This is a genomic window from Vibrio sp. 10N.222.51.C5 (genome assembly GCF_041474575.1).
Taxonomy (GTDB): Bacteria; Pseudomonadota; Gammaproteobacteria; order Enterobacterales; family Vibrionaceae; genus Vibrio; species Vibrio crassostreae_C.
In genome coordinates this window covers 11,740-29,436 of record NZ_JBFRUJ010000071.1, presented here as the reverse complement: position 1 = coordinate 29,436, position 17,697 = coordinate 11,740, and the positions used below count along the sequence as shown (strand labels likewise).

The 17,697-nt window shown below is 43.8% G+C and carries 16 protein-coding genes; 9 read left to right on the top strand and 7 right to left on the bottom strand.

Features of this window, described 5'->3' with window-relative positions; translation table 11 throughout:
- Positions 1 to 178: 178 nt before the first annotated feature.
- Positions 179 to 1,195 carry a succinylglutamate desuccinylase/aspartoacylase family protein gene (locus tag AB4558_RS20065; protein ID WP_372159043.1) on the bottom strand — a complete coding sequence of 339 codons (1,017 nt, stop codon included), beginning with the start codon at positions 1,193 to 1,195 and terminating at the stop codon, positions 179 to 181.
- Between the two features lie 376 nt (positions 1,196 to 1,571).
- Here AB4558_RS20065 and AB4558_RS20060 point away from each other — a divergent pair, with 376 nt between their 5' ends.
- From AB4558_RS20060 to AB4558_RS20050, 3 genes are all read left to right on the top strand, one after another.
- On the top strand, positions 1,572 to 2,570 hold the full coding sequence (locus tag AB4558_RS20060) for a porin (protein ID WP_372132747.1): 999 nt from the start codon (positions 1,572 to 1,574) through the stop codon (positions 2,568 to 2,570).
- A gap of 155 nt (positions 2,571 to 2,725) precedes the next feature.
- Positions 2,726 to 3,616, top strand: a complete 891-nt coding sequence (locus AB4558_RS20055; RefSeq protein ID WP_017062738.1) for a DMT family transporter — start codon at positions 2,726 to 2,728, stop codon at positions 3,614 to 3,616.
- Between the two features lie 68 nt (positions 3,617 to 3,684).
- Positions 3,685 to 4,302 (top strand): glutaredoxin domain-containing protein, encoded by a 618-nt coding sequence (locus tag AB4558_RS20050; RefSeq protein WP_017062739.1) that lies wholly within the window; start codon positions 3,685 to 3,687, stop codon positions 4,300 to 4,302.
- A 153-nt stretch (positions 4,303 to 4,455) separates the two neighbouring features.
- Here the strand turns inward: AB4558_RS20050 and AB4558_RS20045 are convergent, their stop codons facing one another.
- The 3 genes from AB4558_RS20045 to AB4558_RS20035 all read right to left on the bottom strand — a co-directional run bounded on the left by AB4558_RS20045 (position 4,456) and on the right by AB4558_RS20035 (position 6,532).
- Positions 4,456 to 4,590, bottom strand: a complete 135-nt coding sequence (locus AB4558_RS20045; protein ID WP_010431176.1) for a hypothetical protein — start codon at positions 4,588 to 4,590, stop codon at positions 4,456 to 4,458.
- A gap of 285 nt (positions 4,591 to 4,875) precedes the next feature.
- On the bottom strand, positions 4,876 to 5,226 hold the full coding sequence (locus AB4558_RS20040) for a hypothetical protein (RefSeq protein WP_017057980.1): 351 nt from the start codon (positions 5,224 to 5,226) through the stop codon (positions 4,876 to 4,878).
- 100 nt (positions 5,227 to 5,326) lie between these two features.
- A complete protein-coding gene (locus AB4558_RS20035) occupies positions 5,327 to 6,532 on the bottom strand; it encodes a multidrug effflux MFS transporter (RefSeq protein WP_372159042.1) in 1,206 nt (401 codons plus the stop codon).
- A gap of 108 nt (positions 6,533 to 6,640) precedes the next feature.
- Here AB4558_RS20035 and AB4558_RS20030 point away from each other — a divergent pair, with 108 nt between their 5' ends.
- The gene (locus AB4558_RS20030; RefSeq protein WP_017068382.1) at positions 6,641 to 7,537 is read left to right on the top strand and encodes a LysR family transcriptional regulator; all 897 of its coding nucleotides are present in this window, start codon (positions 6,641 to 6,643) and stop codon (positions 7,535 to 7,537) included.
- A gap of 142 nt (positions 7,538 to 7,679) precedes the next feature.
- On the top strand, positions 7,680 to 9,524 hold the full coding sequence (locus AB4558_RS20025) for a putative bifunctional diguanylate cyclase/phosphodiesterase (protein WP_372074929.1): 1,845 nt from the start codon (positions 7,680 to 7,682) through the stop codon (positions 9,522 to 9,524).
- Positions 9,525 to 9,630: 106 nt separating this feature from the next.
- On the opposite strand, the gene AB4558_RS20020 is transcribed toward AB4558_RS20025, so the two are convergent.
- The 3 genes from AB4558_RS20020 to AB4558_RS20010 all read right to left on the bottom strand — a co-directional run bounded on the left by AB4558_RS20020 (position 9,631) and on the right by AB4558_RS20010 (position 12,298).
- The gene (locus AB4558_RS20020) at positions 9,631 to 10,941 is read right to left on the bottom strand and encodes a peptidoglycan DD-metalloendopeptidase family protein (RefSeq protein ID WP_102321345.1); all 1,311 of its coding nucleotides are present in this window, start codon (positions 10,939 to 10,941) and stop codon (positions 9,631 to 9,633) included.
- 277 nt (positions 10,942 to 11,218) lie between these two features.
- Positions 11,219 to 11,518, bottom strand: a complete 300-nt coding sequence (locus tag AB4558_RS20015) for an isoamylase early set domain-containing protein (protein WP_009845720.1) — start codon at positions 11,516 to 11,518, stop codon at positions 11,219 to 11,221.
- A 126-nt stretch (positions 11,519 to 11,644) separates the two neighbouring features.
- Positions 11,645 to 12,298 (bottom strand): hypothetical protein, encoded by a 654-nt coding sequence (locus AB4558_RS20010; protein ID WP_102453744.1) that lies wholly within the window; start codon positions 12,296 to 12,298, stop codon positions 11,645 to 11,647.
- A 32-nt stretch (positions 12,299 to 12,330) separates the two neighbouring features.
- Here AB4558_RS20010 and AB4558_RS20005 point away from each other — a divergent pair, with 32 nt between their 5' ends.
- From AB4558_RS20005 to AB4558_RS19990, 4 genes are all read left to right on the top strand, one after another.
- Entirely contained in the window at positions 12,331 to 12,813 is a 483-nt protein-coding gene (locus AB4558_RS20005; RefSeq protein WP_170791798.1) for a GFA family protein, read from the top strand.
- A 175-nt stretch (positions 12,814 to 12,988) separates the two neighbouring features.
- A complete protein-coding gene (locus AB4558_RS20000; protein ID WP_017062746.1) occupies positions 12,989 to 13,663 on the top strand; it encodes a YoaK family protein in 675 nt (224 codons plus the stop codon).
- 228 nt (positions 13,664 to 13,891) lie between these two features.
- Complete coding sequence (locus AB4558_RS19995) at positions 13,892 to 15,262, top strand: YjiH family protein (RefSeq protein WP_017067418.1); 1,371 nt, start codon at positions 13,892 to 13,894, stop codon at positions 15,260 to 15,262.
- Between the two features lie 435 nt (positions 15,263 to 15,697).
- A complete protein-coding gene (locus AB4558_RS19990; RefSeq protein ID WP_017062748.1) occupies positions 15,698 to 17,569 on the top strand; it encodes a methyl-accepting chemotaxis protein in 1,872 nt (623 codons plus the stop codon).
- The last annotated feature ends 128 nt before the right edge of the window (positions 17,570 to 17,697 follow it).

Here is a 17,697-nt window from a genome sequence, read left to right as displayed (position 1 = left end):
ACTATCTTGCAATGGATTCTTAATCTAGCCTCGCTACTCTAAAAGCAGTTCTCTCGATGAGTCAAAGACGTGCTTACTCTAGACAACTGTCCTTTGACCGAGCCTAGCTCGGTCTTTTTTTACGTGTTTTAGATAACAACACAGTGCATTAACACGGAAACGTCAAACCGACTGAGCCTTAACTTAGCAAACGACAAACAAGCGCACCCGGCTCCCTTAACGCATCCACGTTATAGCTAAGGACACGTCCGGCAGACGGCGCGTGATAACGGCGACACTCATTACCAAAAGCGTCATATTGAATAGCCAACAGATCATCTTGCTCTACGCTCTGCAGAAGCTCAACCTGCGGCAATACGAAACCACCAATATCAGCGCGGATAGAAACCACATCATTACCCTCTATCCAATCCATACTCGGCAGCTGCATTTTCTCGGGATGATTTATTTCAACCTCGAATATTTCATAATAAGACAGCATGTTAAAAACACCGTCTACCGCTCGTTGAATCATGTCAGGCTGAGTAAATTTCCCCATCCCAACTTCCACCGTGATGCTCGGAATTCCACTTCGATTCCAAACCGTTTCCAAAATACCTGGGTCACCAGGGTCATTCAGAACACAATCGGGCTGCATCAGCCTCGCCATCTCCAAACATTGTTCTATGCGGTAATCAGCAAACACATAAAGTGGATAAACTGCGCCACGAGTTTGAGTGTGGAGGTCAACGGCGAAGGTGGCATTATGCTTAAGCAAACGCTCCCACAAAGACGCAACAAAGCGCTCCGCAGCCAAGCCATTCGCGTCACCCGGAAAGAGTCGATTAAGATTAGCAGGGCAAGAACCCGGATCCGAAGAGATGAAATCACGGCTATGGTTCAGCAAGCCAGACAGATTCACAGTAGGTACAATCGTTACCGTGCCTTTGAGCGTTTTACCGACTAAGTCCCTGATAATTTGCTGTGCAGCCAACACTCCGTTTAGCTCATCACCGTGAATACCGGCGGTGATCATCAAACTAGGACCTTCTTGACTGCCTTTGAAAACAGAAACCGGCATGTTCTTAGGTTGCCCTAGCCCATCACTGGTGACTTGAAACCAAAACTGGTGCTCTCCAACGGGTAGGTCTTCAACATTCAAGGAGCCAATAACCTGCCTACCTTGTAAAACATCGCCTAAGTACTCTGTTTTCATCCAACGTCTCCATATTGTTGAGCAGAATCTATTCTCTTCTAAGTTTTTGCATCATAGAGGATATCCTTACCAGTACAAGCAGTTAATCAGATTAACAAGCTCTCAGCGCAGCCAAAATTCACCACCATCGACATACGTGATTGCAAGGTAAAACTTGCCAATGTGACCTTTGAAATACACGCAACTTGTATAACTATTCATAGAACACTCAGTCGAATGAAATAAAAATGCAATAAAATCAACACTTAAAAAAGTTCCCCATTCACGAAAATGTAATTTTATGGAAATGAAAGCTTAATTTATCTGCTCTAAATTAGCTTCATATCGAAACGGAGAGCACATTGCTCACGGATTTTAAAATACAAGGTAAGTGATTATGAAAAAGGCAGTTCTAGCTTCTGCAGTGGTAGCGGCACTAGTTTCAGGTTCATCTCTAGCAGCAACAGTTTACAGCTCTGATGGCACAGAACTTAAAATTGGCGGTCGTGCGGAATTCCGTGGTGATTTCATTGGTTCAGGCGGTAAAGAAATCGACGGAACAATGAAAAATAAAAGCCGTGTACGTTTAAATGTTGGCGGTACTACAGAAATCACTAGCGACCTATCTGGTTTTGGTTTCTACGAAGCAGAACAAGGCGTAAATTCTTCAGCTGACAATGATGAAACTGACAACTTTAAGCAACGTTACATGTATGCAGGTTTTGAAGGTAACTTCGGCGCAGTATCAGTAGGTCGTCAAGATACAGCTGCAGCTCAAATCTCAGAAATGTCGGATGTTACTATCTACTCTGGTGACCAAAAAGCATTCATCAATGCAGGTGACGAGCAAATCAATAACACGTTTGTATACGCTTACGACGCAGACGCACTTTCTCTTAAAGCAAGTTTGATTGCTGGTGAAGACAAAGATACTGACGGTTACGGTATCTCTGGTATTTACACACTACCAATGGGCTTAGGTTTTGGTCTTGGTTACTCAGGTAACGACAACGGTACTGGTAATGGTTCAGCAACGGCTGTAATCGCTGGTATTAATTACAAAATGGATGCTCTATATCTAGGTGCAACCTACACAATGGGTGACCTAGACGACAAAGCAAAAACTGAGTTCTCTGGTGTAGAAGTTGCGGCTAAGTACAAACTAACAGATCAGTTTGAATTGGCTGCTTTGTACCAAAAACAAGAAAAAGACGCGACACAGAACTTAACTGTAGACACAGCTGACTTCTTTGAGCTGACTGGTACTTACAAGTTCAACAAATCTATCCGTACATACGTTGCTTACCAATTAAACAATCTAGACGACGTAAAAGTTGCAGGTTTAGAAACACAAAGTGAAGACTCTCTTCGCCTAGGTGTACGTTACGACTTCTAATCTAAATCGACTTTAGATACAGACTAAAAAGGTTGGGCAATGGCTCAACCTTTTTTCATATTCAAATATTCTGACTGACTTCATCAATGCTTTTTCTGGTTAAGTGGTGCTAAATCCGTATCATAGGTGAACCACATCAAATAATTAGAAGCATCATGTCACAACACCATCCGATCCAAGGCGCTAGCTGGATGCTAACCGCAGGCCTAGCCTTTGCCGTTATTAACAGCCTAACTCAAATTGCTAGCATTCATTTCGGACTGACTTCTACCACCGTTGCCGTCATTCAATACGCCATCGCGTTATTCGCTATTCTTCCTTACCTAAAAACGCTGGGTATTCGCCGCGCGCTAAAAACCGACAACCTCAAATTGCACGTATTCCGTGTCTTCTTGTCTGTTATTGGTATTCAACTTTGGATATGGGCACTGGCTTACCCAGTACCAATTTGGCAAGGCATTGCCCTTCTCATGACATCGCCATTGTTTGCAACCATTGGTTCAGGGCTTTTCTTAAAAGAGAAAGTTGGGGCTGCTCGCTGGGGCGCGACCTTAGCAGGCTTCGTGGGTGCGATGGTGATTCTAGAGCCGTGGGCTGAAGATTTTAACTGGGCAACGTTATTACCAGTCGGTGCCGCTTTCTTCTGGGCATGCTACTCACTGATGGTGAAAAAGCTCTCTTCACAAGACAGCCCTTCAACCATGGTGGTTTACCTGCTGCTATTAATCACACCATTTAACATCCTGCTTGCCGCGCCAGATTGGCAGACGCCAAGCGGCGGTACAATTTGGGCTATCTTGATTGTTATCGGTGTTATGACGGCACTCGCTCAATGGGCGATAGTAAAAGCCTACTCGGTCGCTGATGCTTCGTTTGTGCAACCTTTTGACCACGCCAAATTACCGCTAAATGTTTTAGCAGGTTGGATTGTATTTAGTTGGGTTCCACCGGGTCGTTTATGGCTAGGGGCTGCTATTATTATTGCGTCAGTTGCATTTATAACGCACTGGGAAACTAAAAAACCTTCAAAAGTGAAGAAAGTTTAAGGTTGGTGAAATAAATAGTTCGACAGTCCGTTCTATATGGATAAGAGAATTCAAACGAGGCCGTAACCATGAAGAAACCAGTCAAGATTACACTATACCGTTGGGCAGGCAGCTGGGGTCCATTTAAAGTTAACATCCCATGTGGAGAATGTACCCTTACCAAAGACATTCTGAAGGATACTTTTGAGAATGAGTTGGCCGATGTCGATGTCGAACTGGAAGTGAAAGATTGGTTGTCTCACTGGTGGGAGCCGCTAAAACTAGGCTCTTGGCATGCTCCAATCCTTGTTGTTGAAGGCAAAGTGGTCAGCCAAGGTGAAGCGCTGAATCGCGGTGTGTTAATCCAATCGGTGATCAAAGAGTGGACCAAACGAGACAGCCTAAAAGGCAACATCGTTTATGGTAAGGCGACCTGCCCATTCTGTGTTAAAGCGAAGAAAATGCTGGATGAAGCGGGTGTTGAATACCAATACCACGATGTCGTAAAAGACAGCGCCGCTTTGTACCGTATGATTCCAGAGGTAAAAGCACACATTGGTGAGAAAACACCGGTCACCGTCCCGCAGATCTGGCTTGATGGTAAGTACATCGGTGGTGCCGATAACTTAGAAGCGTGGATGAAAGAGAATGGCTTAGATAGCATCCCTAATAATGTGGTCGACTTATCCAATCAATCTGCTGGCTGAGTTCATTAAAAGCCATTAGTCAGAAGCTTAATTGGTATTTTTTGTGTCCATCCACAACAAAACAAAGCGATAACTTTCACCAATCGCTAAAACGAAAAAGGCCTTAAACTTCATCGAGTTTAAGGCCTTTTAAAATTCCGTTTTTGAAAATGCTTATTTAGCCATTTTCTTCATCATTCGCTTAAAGAACGATGGTTTCTTTGGCTTTGAAGTGCCGTACAATGCTTCGTGCATCATGTTTTTTGCTGCCATTTGACCAAGGTATGCGTGGCCTAGTTCGTAATTCATGCTTATCTCCGCACATAATCAACTTTCTTTAGCGCGGATTCTACACTTAAAACGCCCAAAAACAAGATCTAAATCACACTTTAATGCAATATTAAGCATTCATTTGCAATTAGCCTAATTTTGTCTCTGTGCTAATCAGCATTGTTTTTGTATATCAATGAGTTAACCTAAATTCTGGTTTGAGCTTAATGCTCCATTCCTAATAACAACCCAAGACATTGATTTAGACACTGATAAAAAAAGCAGCTCAATAGAGCTGCTTTCTAAAATGCTTTACTGAGAAACCTAGCTGCGCTTTGGCTGTCTGTAAGTTTTACCGGCAATTTGGTATGTGTCTTTTTGCTTCAATTCAAACATCGTTTCAAAGAACCAAGCTGCAAATTTGATTAAGTCATCGCCTTCATTCATAACATGTTCGATGTACTCTTGCTCTTCGCCTTGTTCATTTTCTTGAAGCGTCACGTGGTAAATACGCTTTTCGCCTTCCACTTCAGCAAGTGCAAATTGACCAGTCAGTGATGCAGCAGCCTCAGCGACTTCTGTATCCTCATTGGATTTCAATAGCTCAAGCGCTTGAGGCAGGCCATCTAGTGCGCAGATAGCTTTTACCAGTACTTCAAATTCATTTTGCTGCATTTTGTTCTTACCTATTCAATGGACCGAAGCATTGTAGAAAACCATCAGCACAAATACAACGTATTAACGATGGTGCGTTAAACGATAGTGAATTTAGTGTTTAGCTATATTCCACTTCAACAGTATCGCCTTTGTTGTTCATTTTGGTTGAAGACCAAAGCACTCCGCCCATGGCTGCGCCAATAATGAGGTAGAACACGCCTAACTGTAGATGAGTCGTGACCCAACTCTCTACTAGATACCCACCCAATAAACCCGCTAAACACATCTGAATAGAGCCCGACAATGCCGATACTGCGCCCGCTTGCTTCTTATGAGGTTCTAATAACATGCTGATTGATAATGGGAACGAAATGCCTTGTGCTATCGCCAACCAAGTAAACGCCCAAACCAAGTTAAAGATGGATAACTCATGAGTAAGAAGCCAAGTTCCCGAAGCCAAAATAATCAAAATCGCAAGGCTCATCAATTGCGGAGTGCTAAACCTACGATTGAGCAAGTTCAAAGCCACGCTACCGATCAGTAAGCCTGCCGAAGGGACAATCATCAATGAACCATACTCAGCGGCGGTCAGCCCCAATTGCTCTTGCATTAAGAATGGGAATAAAGATAACGATACCAAACTCGCCATATAACTCATCCAGTTATAACTGGCGCTGCTTATCACTTGGCGATTCGTTAACAAGCGTCCGTAGTTCTTTACCACTTGGCTGATTTCAAAACGGCTCTTCCCATATGGCAGAGTTTCATGCAACACGAAGTAACCCAGTGTGAATATCGCCAGTAAATACAATAGAACGAAAAGGAACACCGCCTGCCAACCAAGGTGGAATGAAATCCAGCCACCAAATACAGGCGCGATGATCGGCATAATCGACGCGGTAATCGAGATATAAGACAACGCTTTGGTAAGCTGTGAACCATCATAGCTGTCACGAAGCACACTTCGCCCAAGAACCGAGGCACTGCCCGCCCCTAAACCTTGCAGCAAGCGACCAACTTCTAGCGCCGTCATATTGTCAGAAAACACAACACAAACGACTGTACCAATCAAATAAACACCCTGACCTAACAAGAAGATAGGTCTTCTTCCCACCGCATCGGACATCGGTCCGTAAAATAGCTGAGACAAGCCAAAACCCACCAGAAACAGCGTGACGAGCAGCTGTACATCTACTTGAGTAGCACTTAAGTCAGAAGCAATTAACGGCAATGCTGGCAAGTAGATGCTCACACCCACCTGCCCCGTAGCAATAATCATCATTGCTAAGAGTAACGGCGTTTTTTTAAAGGTCGATTGGCTCAAAAAATTCCCTATTCGTTTGATATTTGTTCATTAGATGAGTTTACATTCAAAACCAATAATTGATAATTAGCTAAATTGGAATTTTATTAAGTCCTAACAGGAAATAATATGGATTGGATTCTTAACGTAAAAAGCTATGTCAGAGTAGTGGAAGAAGGTAGCTTCAATGGTGCTGCTCGAAAACTTAACACCACCAGCTCGGCGATCAGCAAAAGAGTGAACTGGCTAGAAGAGCGCATAGGCACCCAACTGTTAAAGCGCACCACGCGATCAATTAGCCAAACCGAAGCAGGTGCGCTCTTTTACCTGCGAGCCAAGGATCAGCTCGACAATTGGCAGTCCATTATTGATGAGACTCGCTCGGTTAACCAAACCCCAGCAGGCCTATTAAAGATTGGCGCTACGATTGCGGTTGGCTCTAAGTTTCTGGTGCAATACATGGACGACTTCTTAGAAAAGTACCCTGATATTAAGGTACAACTCATCACCACTACGCCCGGTCAATTACCCGAGCTTGGCTTGGACTTGGTAATCAGTCGTGAACTAGAACAACTCAACTCATTAAGCTTCAAGAAAACACCGCTGTTTGAACACAGAGCCAGCTTCTATGCAGCACCAAGCTATCTTGCCAAACACGGCTACCCCACTTGCGAGCAAGATTTGGAGCAACACAATTCGTTAATTTGGGGAGAGCGTCCGACCCGTGAAGTAGCACTCACCAAAGGGCAGCGAATAACGTTAAACGGTAACTTTGCGACCACCAATCCAGAGGCTTTGTTTCATGCTGCGAAGCGAGGAATGGGCGTACTGTTAACCATCAAAGCGATGATCAAAGAGGATCTAAAGCAAGGGACATTAGTTCCAGTATTGCCAAATATTACCGCCGACGAAGTGATGGTTTACGCGTACTACCCTAAGCTTGATTACTCGCACACGCGAACCAAGCTCTTTTTGGACCATCTGAAAGACAGGCTAGACAAAGAGCGTAGCACGCAAGCTCTGTGAAATAAGTCACGTTTTAATTTGAAAAGTTATACAACACGGTCAATAATAAACTTGACGCATATAGATTATACAAGTTCGCACATATACAAGATAATACGTATACCGCTTACACAGTGAATCTGGTTAACTAGGGGTGGTGGCTATGACTCAACATACGCACAATAGCATGATAGACACAGAGCGCATTGGCCGTTTGCTGAAATTGGAAGGTATCGACCTTTTAGAGTCAGCTGTGCTTACTTTACATCAGACCTTTGATACTCAATACACCAGCATCATTGAGAAGAAGTACTTCCCTGACCAAACCGTTCCTTTGGTGATCGCCCATTCTGATCATGTATTGCATGACAAAATCAATGCGCGCCATGGTCACATCTACCAACAAGCCGTCAACCAAAGACACCCAGATTGCTCGTTTGCTCAGTACGTCGTCCAGTCATTGCCAACATCGGCATTTAGGCAGGAAATCACCTCACAAAACTCCATCGCGATCCCGACTCAAACTCAAAGTGGCGAAGTGATGGGCGTGCTGTTTTCAACGTTCACCTCGCCTCTTAGCCCTGATCAGCAACAAGACGTGGTAAAGCACCATCAATTGTTCGCCGACATCATCATCCATACCTTGCGTGAAATGTGGTTTAACGATCGTTCCGAACAACTTGTAAATCAGCTTAGTTATGAGGTGTCACACGACAGCCTAACCGGGTTACTCAACCGAAGCTGTTTATCAGATACCTTAGAGTCGATTACTCAACAGAGCGTCACTCCGTTTACATTGGCTTTACTCGATATCAATAGCTTCAAAGCCATTAATGATATGCACGGTAATTATATTGGCGACAAGGTGCTGCAGTTTGTCGCAGAAATATTGCGCCGAACTTTACCTGAAAGCAACCTGACTTTCCGGACTGCTGGCAACGAGTTCGCCTTCATCACCTACCATTCTGATCCGATAGCCGTGTGCGAACAAATACTGGCCAAAATTAAGCAGGGCTACAGTAGCGTTGATATCAAGATAGATTTCGACGTCAGCATCGGTATTGCCAGTTCGGATGGAGACAACAAAGACGTTGAGCAAATCATCTTCAATACCAGCTTGGCGCTTAAAGAGTGTAAACACAGCCAAGATACTCATATTCAATGTTATGACACTCACTTAAGAGTTCGTTACCAAAGAAAAACCGAGCTAGTCGCAGCGCTACGAAGTGAGCTGGAAAACCCAATTTCACAAAGCTATATCCCCGACAGCAATGGAATGTACGTAGTGGTACAGCCGATTGTGGGTCAAGGTGAAACGCAATGGGAATATTTCGAGGTACTGACTCGCTGGAAAACCGCCAGACATGGAGACATCTCACCCGTAGAGTTTATTCAAGTGGCAGAAGAGTCAGGGCTGATTGTCGAATTAGGTGAACGCATTATTGAATTGGTGTGCCGCGCTAAAACCACACTAGAGCAAGGTTTGGGCTACAAGGTTAAACTTGGAATCAACTGCTCTGCGCACGAGCTTACTGATTCGAAACGTTATATATCCTACCTGACTCGAACCATTGAACAGCACCATTTTAAGGCGAATGAGTTTGTTATCGAGTTAACCGAAACCGTTCTGTTATCGCCAACACAAGAGACAAAATCCGCGCTTAACTTTCTGAGAGGACAAGGCTTCACGATTGCACTCGACGACTTTGGTACAGGCTACTCCAGTTTGAACTACATCCACAGCTACCCTATCGATTGCATTAAAATTGATGCGACCTTTATTCGAGACTTGTTAACTAGTTCGACCTCAGAGAGCGTAGTATGGCTGATTGTTCAACTGGCCCATAGACTCGATGTATCTTTGGTTGCGGAAGGTGTTGAGAAGCGTGAGCAATTAGAAAAGCTGCACGCGATGGGATGTGACAAGATCCAAGGTTACCTCTACTCACCTCCAATGCGGCCTGAAGCTATCGTTAGCTATGTCGCGCACTTAGAGCCTTTAGTTTAAACCCTTACCGAACCTTCTATTGAGAACTAAAAAGCCGCAAGAGCATCACTTAACACTGACTGTGCTTTGTGATGCTCTTGCGGCTATAAAACAGTTTAATGGCTAGCTACTTACTAGCATTATTAACCATTGCTAGATTGCGCGTTTCTAACGCTGCCTTCAATAGCTTGTCGGCTTCATCTCTCGCGGCTGTGAATGTCGCTTTTTCCTTTTTAGGCACAGAATCGGCCATTGGGATATTCGCTTTCATCGCATCAACAGGGCGACCACGTTCGATCAGTTCATAGTGCAAGTGAGCACCTGTCACTCGACCCGTTTTACCCGATAGGCCAATACGTTGACCACGAGATACCGTTTGTCCTTTACGAACAAGGATCTTGCTTAAGTGCAAGTAGCGCGTTTTGTAAGTGCTGCCGTGCTGAATGACCACGTAGTTACCCGCATATGGGTGCTTACGCGTCATAATCACTTTGCCATCACCCGTTGCTTGAACCGGCGTACCAACTGGCGTCGCGAAATCTGTACCGTTGTGCGGTGAAATGCGGCCAGTCACAGGGTGTAAGCGCTTAGGGTTAAACTGAGAACTTTGGCGCCAGCTACTGCTCACTGGGTAACGTTGGAAAGCACGTTGTAAGCTATCGCCATTAGCATCGTAATATTGTCCGTCAGTGTGTAAGTATGCTGACACAACGCGGTTACGATTCATGATCTTAATTGCTTCAATTTCACGTTTTCCGGTTGCAACACCATCAACATATTGCGCTTTTTGAAGCACTTCAAACTGATCGCCAGCACGTAGGTCTCGGCTAAAGTTCAGCTTATCTTTAAGAAGAGTCACAATATGGTCAATCTCAAGACTGCTCAGGCCAACCTTGTTCGCCGACATAGAGAAGCTGCCTTGAATATCACCCACTAAAGGTTTTTGCTTCCACTCGCCCGGAATAGAGATATCTTCAAACTCGTATGTACCATCTTCAAGCAGTCGGTAAACCACTTTATCTGCAACACTAAATTGAAGTTCCATTTTGGAAAGGTCGCCCGTCGCTTCATCACGCCAAAAACGCAATGTGTTACCTGGGCGAAGCGTGTCTAACGCAAGGAAGTTTAAATCGGTTTCCATCACGCTCATCATCGATTTGTAAGAAAATCCAAGCTGAGTGAAGATGCTACTCAAATTATCGCCCGTTTGAATTTGATACTCAAATGTCGGCGGCTCAATAACGGTAACAGAAGATGGTGACAGAATTGACTCAATAACGGTTGAGTCGGGCAAATCAAGATCGATCGTTTTCGTCAGATCCGATTGTGACGATTGCAAAGCAACACCAATCGCAGCAATAAGTGGCAGTCCCAAAATAGCTACTTTTTTTACAGGTGAAAGCTCAGCAAACGGAGAGGGAAATATTTTTGAATACACGGTAAACAGGTCTTTCTACGATATAAAGGCATAGGATATGCTTTTCAAACGCATAAATCATCAATGCATTGTCATAATATGATGTGAATCTTCCCAACTTAGCCTAAGTCATTGAGTTGCCGTAGATGAAGAGCCACTAGATAAGAAATAAAATTAACCGCTAAATTTAAAAATAAAAAAGCAGAAACGGCTAGTTTCTGCTTTCTATTGGTTGACGTTATCCCGTTTCGAATAATTAATAAACGAAGCGAATTAGTCGCTGATTTTAAGACAAAGACTATGCGTTAACCGTCGACACTAAGCAGTTGTCTTCACCAAACTCATTTGGGATGTAACGGTCAGCATTCGCATCGTTCACCCATTGTTGGTCATCAACTAGGTAGCGGAATTGAAACTCGCCATCTTTAGGTAGACGAGTTTTAAACTTGTAAACCTTCCCTTTGGCCAGTTTTTTCATTGGGGTGGCTTTCCAATCAAGAAAGTCAGCAACGATGGATACAGAGTTCGCTTCCTGAGCTTCTAGCTCGAAGGTCACTTCAACTTCATCTTTCGTCTTAAAAAAACGTTTATTAATCATTCGCAAGCTCCATTTGTAAAAATAGGCAGACACCAAGCATAAGGAGTGTCTAAATTTCATTCATCTAATTAAGATAATATGTAATTTAGCTCACATAAACAACAGATCCTTGCATTAACGAAAACGTTATTGCTTACCAATTGATTGCGTATCAAAAGAAAAGCTCATTAACACCTTTTCAGAAGGGGATTCTGCAAATGATTGTTCCGCAGAATGCTGAGTAAAGCCGATAAAACCTTCCCCTGTTTGTTTGCTATCGGATTGTAAATCTTGCTGCTGAGCGACCTCTAAAGTCTGAATTTGCACTCTATCGCCTAGAAAAAGCTGGTCGACTAGCACGACACGGCTTCGCTGCTGGTCATGTTTAAACAAGCCAAGATAATAGAACACGCCACTGCCTTGGTTAGATACCCACATAGGTGCGACAAAGAAACTCGCCTTGCCCAACGTGACGGCTGAAAGGTTGTTGGTGTCTACCGTTACCACACCGCGCTCAACACCTGAGTCATAGCGTCCAAACGCGATGGCTCTAGGCTCATCAACTTCATTGATAAAAGCGTAGGCGTTAGTCTCAGGAACTTTAATTGTCCATGGATTGGTCGTCTTCAAATCAAAAACGGTTTCTACGACCGGGTCATAACTCACTTGAGAAGAAGGAAACTTCGCCAAGATCTCTTCATCACTTAAGCTAAAGCGATAAATACCCGCTACTATCACCACAACCAGCATGACAATTGGAATCAGTAGAATCAGAGGGATAGGTAAGATTTTCTTTTTCATGGGCAATTATATTCTTTTGTTTTCATCCAGTTGTGCAGACCATAAAGGGCTTTAGTATAATTATCAATACAGGGTTAACCAGAAGTGGAGCATGGATGGATATCAATCATATTAAAGATAGAAATATCAGAAGTTGCGAATGCCGCTGTGGAGCAGTCAACCTAGTATGCCGAGGTGAACCTCAACGTACATCTGTCTGCCATTGCTATGAGTGTCAGAAACGCACCGGAAGTGTGTTCGGCATTCAGGCTCGGTTCCCAATAGAACAAGTTACACTCAGCGGTGAAGTGACCTCTTTTTCACGCATCAGCGATACGGGTAATGAAGTCACCTATCAGTTTTGTCCCAAGTGTGGCACCACCATGCTTTTGCAGTCGGTTGCCGCCGCTGATTTTTATATCGTCCCGCTCGGATTATTTAAAGAGCAAGACTTCCCACTGCCGAGCTTTTCGGTTTATGAAGAACGCAAACACGGTTGGGTTAAGTTCGACCACCAAATGAGCCATTACAACTAGTTCGTCATTGAGCGTTATCTTTATCTCGTTATTGACCGTTATCTTTATATAGCAACAGTATTAAAACAAACTGCAATACTGTTGCCTAAGATCAAATATCACCGCTTCACAGCGCTAGCGTATCTTTTGTCTAGCGTTATAATCTTGCTCCTCTATTTAACCCAGGGTGAACCACATGATTTCTAAGTTACCTCGCTGGGTTGAATACGGCGCCCTTTTGTTAGCTGGTCTTGCTGGCAGTGTTAATGCTATCGGCTTACTTGGCTTCCAACATCAAGCTATCTCCCATATCTCCGGCACCATGTCTTTGCTAGGCAGTAGCCTGCTTACACCGACCTCGGCTTCTGTTCACCTCCTATTGGTGATCATGAGCTTCATGTTAGGTGCGGCGTTCAGCGGGTTCTTTATTGAAAACCAAGCGTTGAAGTTAGGACGCCGTTACGGTGTTGCACTATGTATTGAGGGTGGATTGCTGTTTTTGGCGCTGTGGACACTGTTGCAAGGCTATACTTCAGGTCAGTATTTCGCTTCAGCCGCGTGTGGTTTGCAGAACGCGATGATCACCACTTACAGCGGGGCAATCATTCGAACAACACACATGAGCGGGATCATTACCGATCTTGGGATCATGATTGGCGCTCGCTTAAAGGGGATGCCTTTTGACCGCCGTAAAGCCAAACTGCTAATTTTCATTGTGGTTGGCTTCCTGTTTGGCGGCTTAATTGGCGCTTGTCTGTTCCAACGCTTCGAAATCTTGGCATTGGCTTTCCCTGCCTCTTTTGCTTTCATTATTGCGTTTAGCTACTGGTTATACTTGACCTATCGAACTGAAACCCCAGTCAATTTATAAATATCTGGCAATATAACCTCAAACTACGTAACATCCGCAACACTTTACTCTAAACTCTTAATACGTTGCAGAATAACCAGTATGAATATTTAGCGATATTTGATGAATAGTATTGCAAGCGATATTAATACTGGGTAATCTTGCACCCAATGAGAAAATACGGACGTTTAGTGAATAAAAATGCCAAGGATGTGGCTTTTTTACGTGTAGAAATTCGAGAACAATAACATGTCTAACAACAAGAATACTGCTCAAACAGAGAAATCTAAAGGCAGTTTCTGGGTTTTCTTAATCCCATCATTGATTGGTTTATTCCTTTTCATGGCGCCAATCAGCTATCAAGGTGATCTAACCATCCCTGTAGCTATCTTAGCCAAATCAATTCAAGCGGTTTTCGGTGAATATCTAGTCCCTATCATCACTGCGATCGTTGCTTTCATGTCTGTAGCTTCAGTTTTAAGCACCATTTTTAAGCCTACATTCATTACATCAAATTCATTTTTAAACGGCCTTTTCAACCCATCTCCACTGTGGTTGCTGGTTCGTTTAATTGGTGGTGCTGCAGCCGTTATGGCTTTCTTCCAAGTTGGCCCTGAGGTTATTTGGGAAGAAAATACTGGTGGTCTGGTTCTAGAAGGCCTGCTTCCGACACTGTTCTCAGTATTCATCTTTGCTGGTTTGCTACTTCCGCTTCTACTTAACTTTGGTCTACTAGAGCTGTTTGGCACGCTACTAAGTAAAATCATGCGTCCAATCTTCAACCTACCAGGCCGCAGTGCTATTGACTGTATGGCTTCTTGGTTGGGTGACGGCAGTGTTGGTATCCTGCTTACAAGCAAACAGTACGAGAAGAAATTCTACACTCAGCGTGAAGCTGCGGTTGTTGGTACGACTTTCTCAGCAGTATCTATCACATTCAGTCTTGTGGTTATTGCTCAGGTAGAACTAGAGCACCTGTTCCTACCTTTCTACGCAGCAATCTGTTTAGCGGGTATTGTGGCAGCGGTGATCATCCCTCGCCTTCCACCACTAAGCATGAAGAAAGATACTTTCATTGATGGCAGCAAGCCGCACAAAGACGCTGACGCGATCCCAGCAGGTCACTCAACGTTCTCTTGGGGTCTTGAGCTAGCGGTAAATAAAGCATCTCAAGTAAAGTCGGCTAAATCTGTATTTGGCGAAGGCGTTCGTAACGCCGTAGATATGGTATTTGGCGTACTGCCTGTTGTTATGGGTTTAGGTACAATGGCACTGGTTATTGCGGAATACACGTCTGTGTTCTCAATCCTAGGTCAGCCTTTCATTCCATTCCTAGAGCTACTTGGTGTTCCTGAAGCGGTTGCAGCATCTGAAACGATTGTTGTTGGTTTTGCGGATATGTTTATTCCAGCAATCCTTGCGGCTTCTATCGACAACGAGATGACTCGCTTTGTTATTGCAGCAATGTCGGTAACTCAGCTGATCTACATGTCTGAGGTGGGCGCTCTACTTCTAGGCAGTAAGATTCCAGTGAACATCTTAGAACTGTTTATTATCTTTATTCTACGTACGTTAATTACGCTTCCAGTTATCGCTGGTGTAGCGCATCTAATATTCTAAATTAGATACTACTTATGTAACTCAATAAAGATTCAGTTTATAAAGCCTCACTTTTGTGGGGCTTTTTATTTGCGAAAATATATACACAGTATTATTTGGAGTTCAATTAATTTATAAGCTCTGCATGTCATTTGATTTCATATCGTTTGTTCACCCCGCCTCTTTTTAATAGAAAACTGAACGCATAACTATCAAATTAATACATTCTTAATTCCTCCTTAAACTCCGTCTAGCCCCATTCCCCAACTCATTGAACCAAATACTAAAAGCAACAAATATGCGCTTTAGTGAATTTTGCATTGTTTAGGTTGTTGTATTTTTGTAGTCTATTTTGTGAAATTACATTCAAGTAAAATCCAATCTAGTCGATATATATAATTACAAAAACACGATTAACTTTAGTCTTCGCAAAGCCTGTGAGAAGGGGAAAACTCAATGAAATTTAGCCATAAGGTGGTTGCTGCATCATCAGCCTTGCTGCTAGTGACAGTATCATTGCTTTCAATACAACAACTTTACACTGTAAGAAGTGCAGTAGAAAACCACGTCAATGCGAGCCTGAAAGAGATGGTCTCGGGCGTGAAAAATACCGTCGTATCGGAGATGAACGCCAAGAAAGCGTTGGCTCAATCGACGACTGAAGTCATCGAGATCAACCCTGAAGATCGCGCTTACGTTAAAGAAATCTTAGAAAAGCCAAAGCTTAAAAACAGCTTCCTAGCGGTTGGTTTTGGTTATGAAGCAAACGGTTTCGTTATTGAAAATGATGATGGTTGGGATGCCGGTCCAGACTACGACCCACGAATTCGTCCTTGGTACATTGATGCTAAATCCAAAAACAGTTTAGTTGTTACCGCTCCTTATGTGGATGCATCAAGTAAGAAAGTCATCATATCAGTAGGTACTCCAGTTAAAGACAACGGCCGCTTTACTGCGGGTATGTTCTACGACCTAGAATTGACGAACCTTGCTACCTTGGTCAACCAAGTGAACTTGTTTGATGCGGGTTACCTGTTCCTAGTAACAGCCGACGGCACCACGATTGCTCACCCAAATGCGAAAAACAACGGTGAAACGCTATCAAGCTACATGCCACAAGCGACTATTCGTGAAGGCTCTCAAGAAATTGAAGTCGACGGCAAAATGTTCCTAGTTAATTTCACCCACATCCCTAGTGAAGATTGGTATATAGGTGCAATCCTCGATGAAGAGATCGCGTTCCAAACCGTTGAAGAATTGAAGAACAGCTCAATGATCTACTCGTTGATTGCAGTTATTCTCAGCATCATTGCACTGACTGTTCTGATTCGTGTGTTAATGCGTCCACTGGATGCGCTTAACCAAGCCATTCAAGATGTGGCGAGCGGTCAAGGTGATTTAACTAAGCGCCTAGATACCAACACAGACCAAGAGTTCTCTGACCTAGCGAAAGGTTTCAACACCTTTACTGAAAACCTGCAAAATCAGATCATTCAATCGAAAGCGATTGGTGTTGAAATTAAGCGTGGTACTGAAATCACGGTTAAAGGTGCAGGCGAATCAGCGAAAGCGATGAATACCCAACTGGAAGAGCTTGAACAGTTAGCGACTGCAATGAACGAGATGGCGGTTACTGCAACTGAAGTTGCAAACAATGCTCAAGGCGCAGCAGCGGCAGCCCGTGAAGCAGACGAAGCAACGCTAGACGGCACATCTGTCGTAAGTGACACCACTCAAGCGATTGATAACCTTTCAGCACGTATCGACCAAGCGGTTGCCGAAGTACAAGTACTTGAATCAGCAACAGCCAACATCGAAACAATTCTAAAAGTAATCAACGATATTGCAGACCAAACCAATCTACTGGCATTGAATGCGGCTATTGAAGCGGCGCGTGCTGGTGAATCAGGCCGTGGTTTCGCAGTCGTTGCCGATGAAGTTCGTACTCTGGCACAACGTACTCAAGAATCAACTACGGAAATCCGCAACATGATCGAGCAGCTCCAAGCGGGTGCAAGCTCAGTATCGAACGCGATGAACCAAAGTAAAGACACAGCCACTGACGCCGTTGAACGCGCTCAGCAAGCGAACTCTTCACTTGACCGTATCCGTGACGCGATTCAACGCATCTCAGATATGAACATCCAGATTGCTTCAGCGGCAGAAGAGCAGAGCTTAGTAGCGGAAGAGATCAATAACAACACTGTTAAGATCAAAGACCTTTCAACACAAGTATCAACAGCGGCCCAAGAAGCGAATACCGCAATGCAGCAGCAAACTGACAATGTTCGCCAACAAGACGAGCTATTGAATAAGTTTACGGTTTAACCAAGGTTTGGCTCAGTTGCCGTTTGGCTGAGTCGCCATTTGGTTTAGTTACCGAGCAATAGCTTAAAATAAAAAGCCCCGATTACTGATTGCCAGTAAGCGGGGCTTCTCTTTCTAGTCTATCCAAG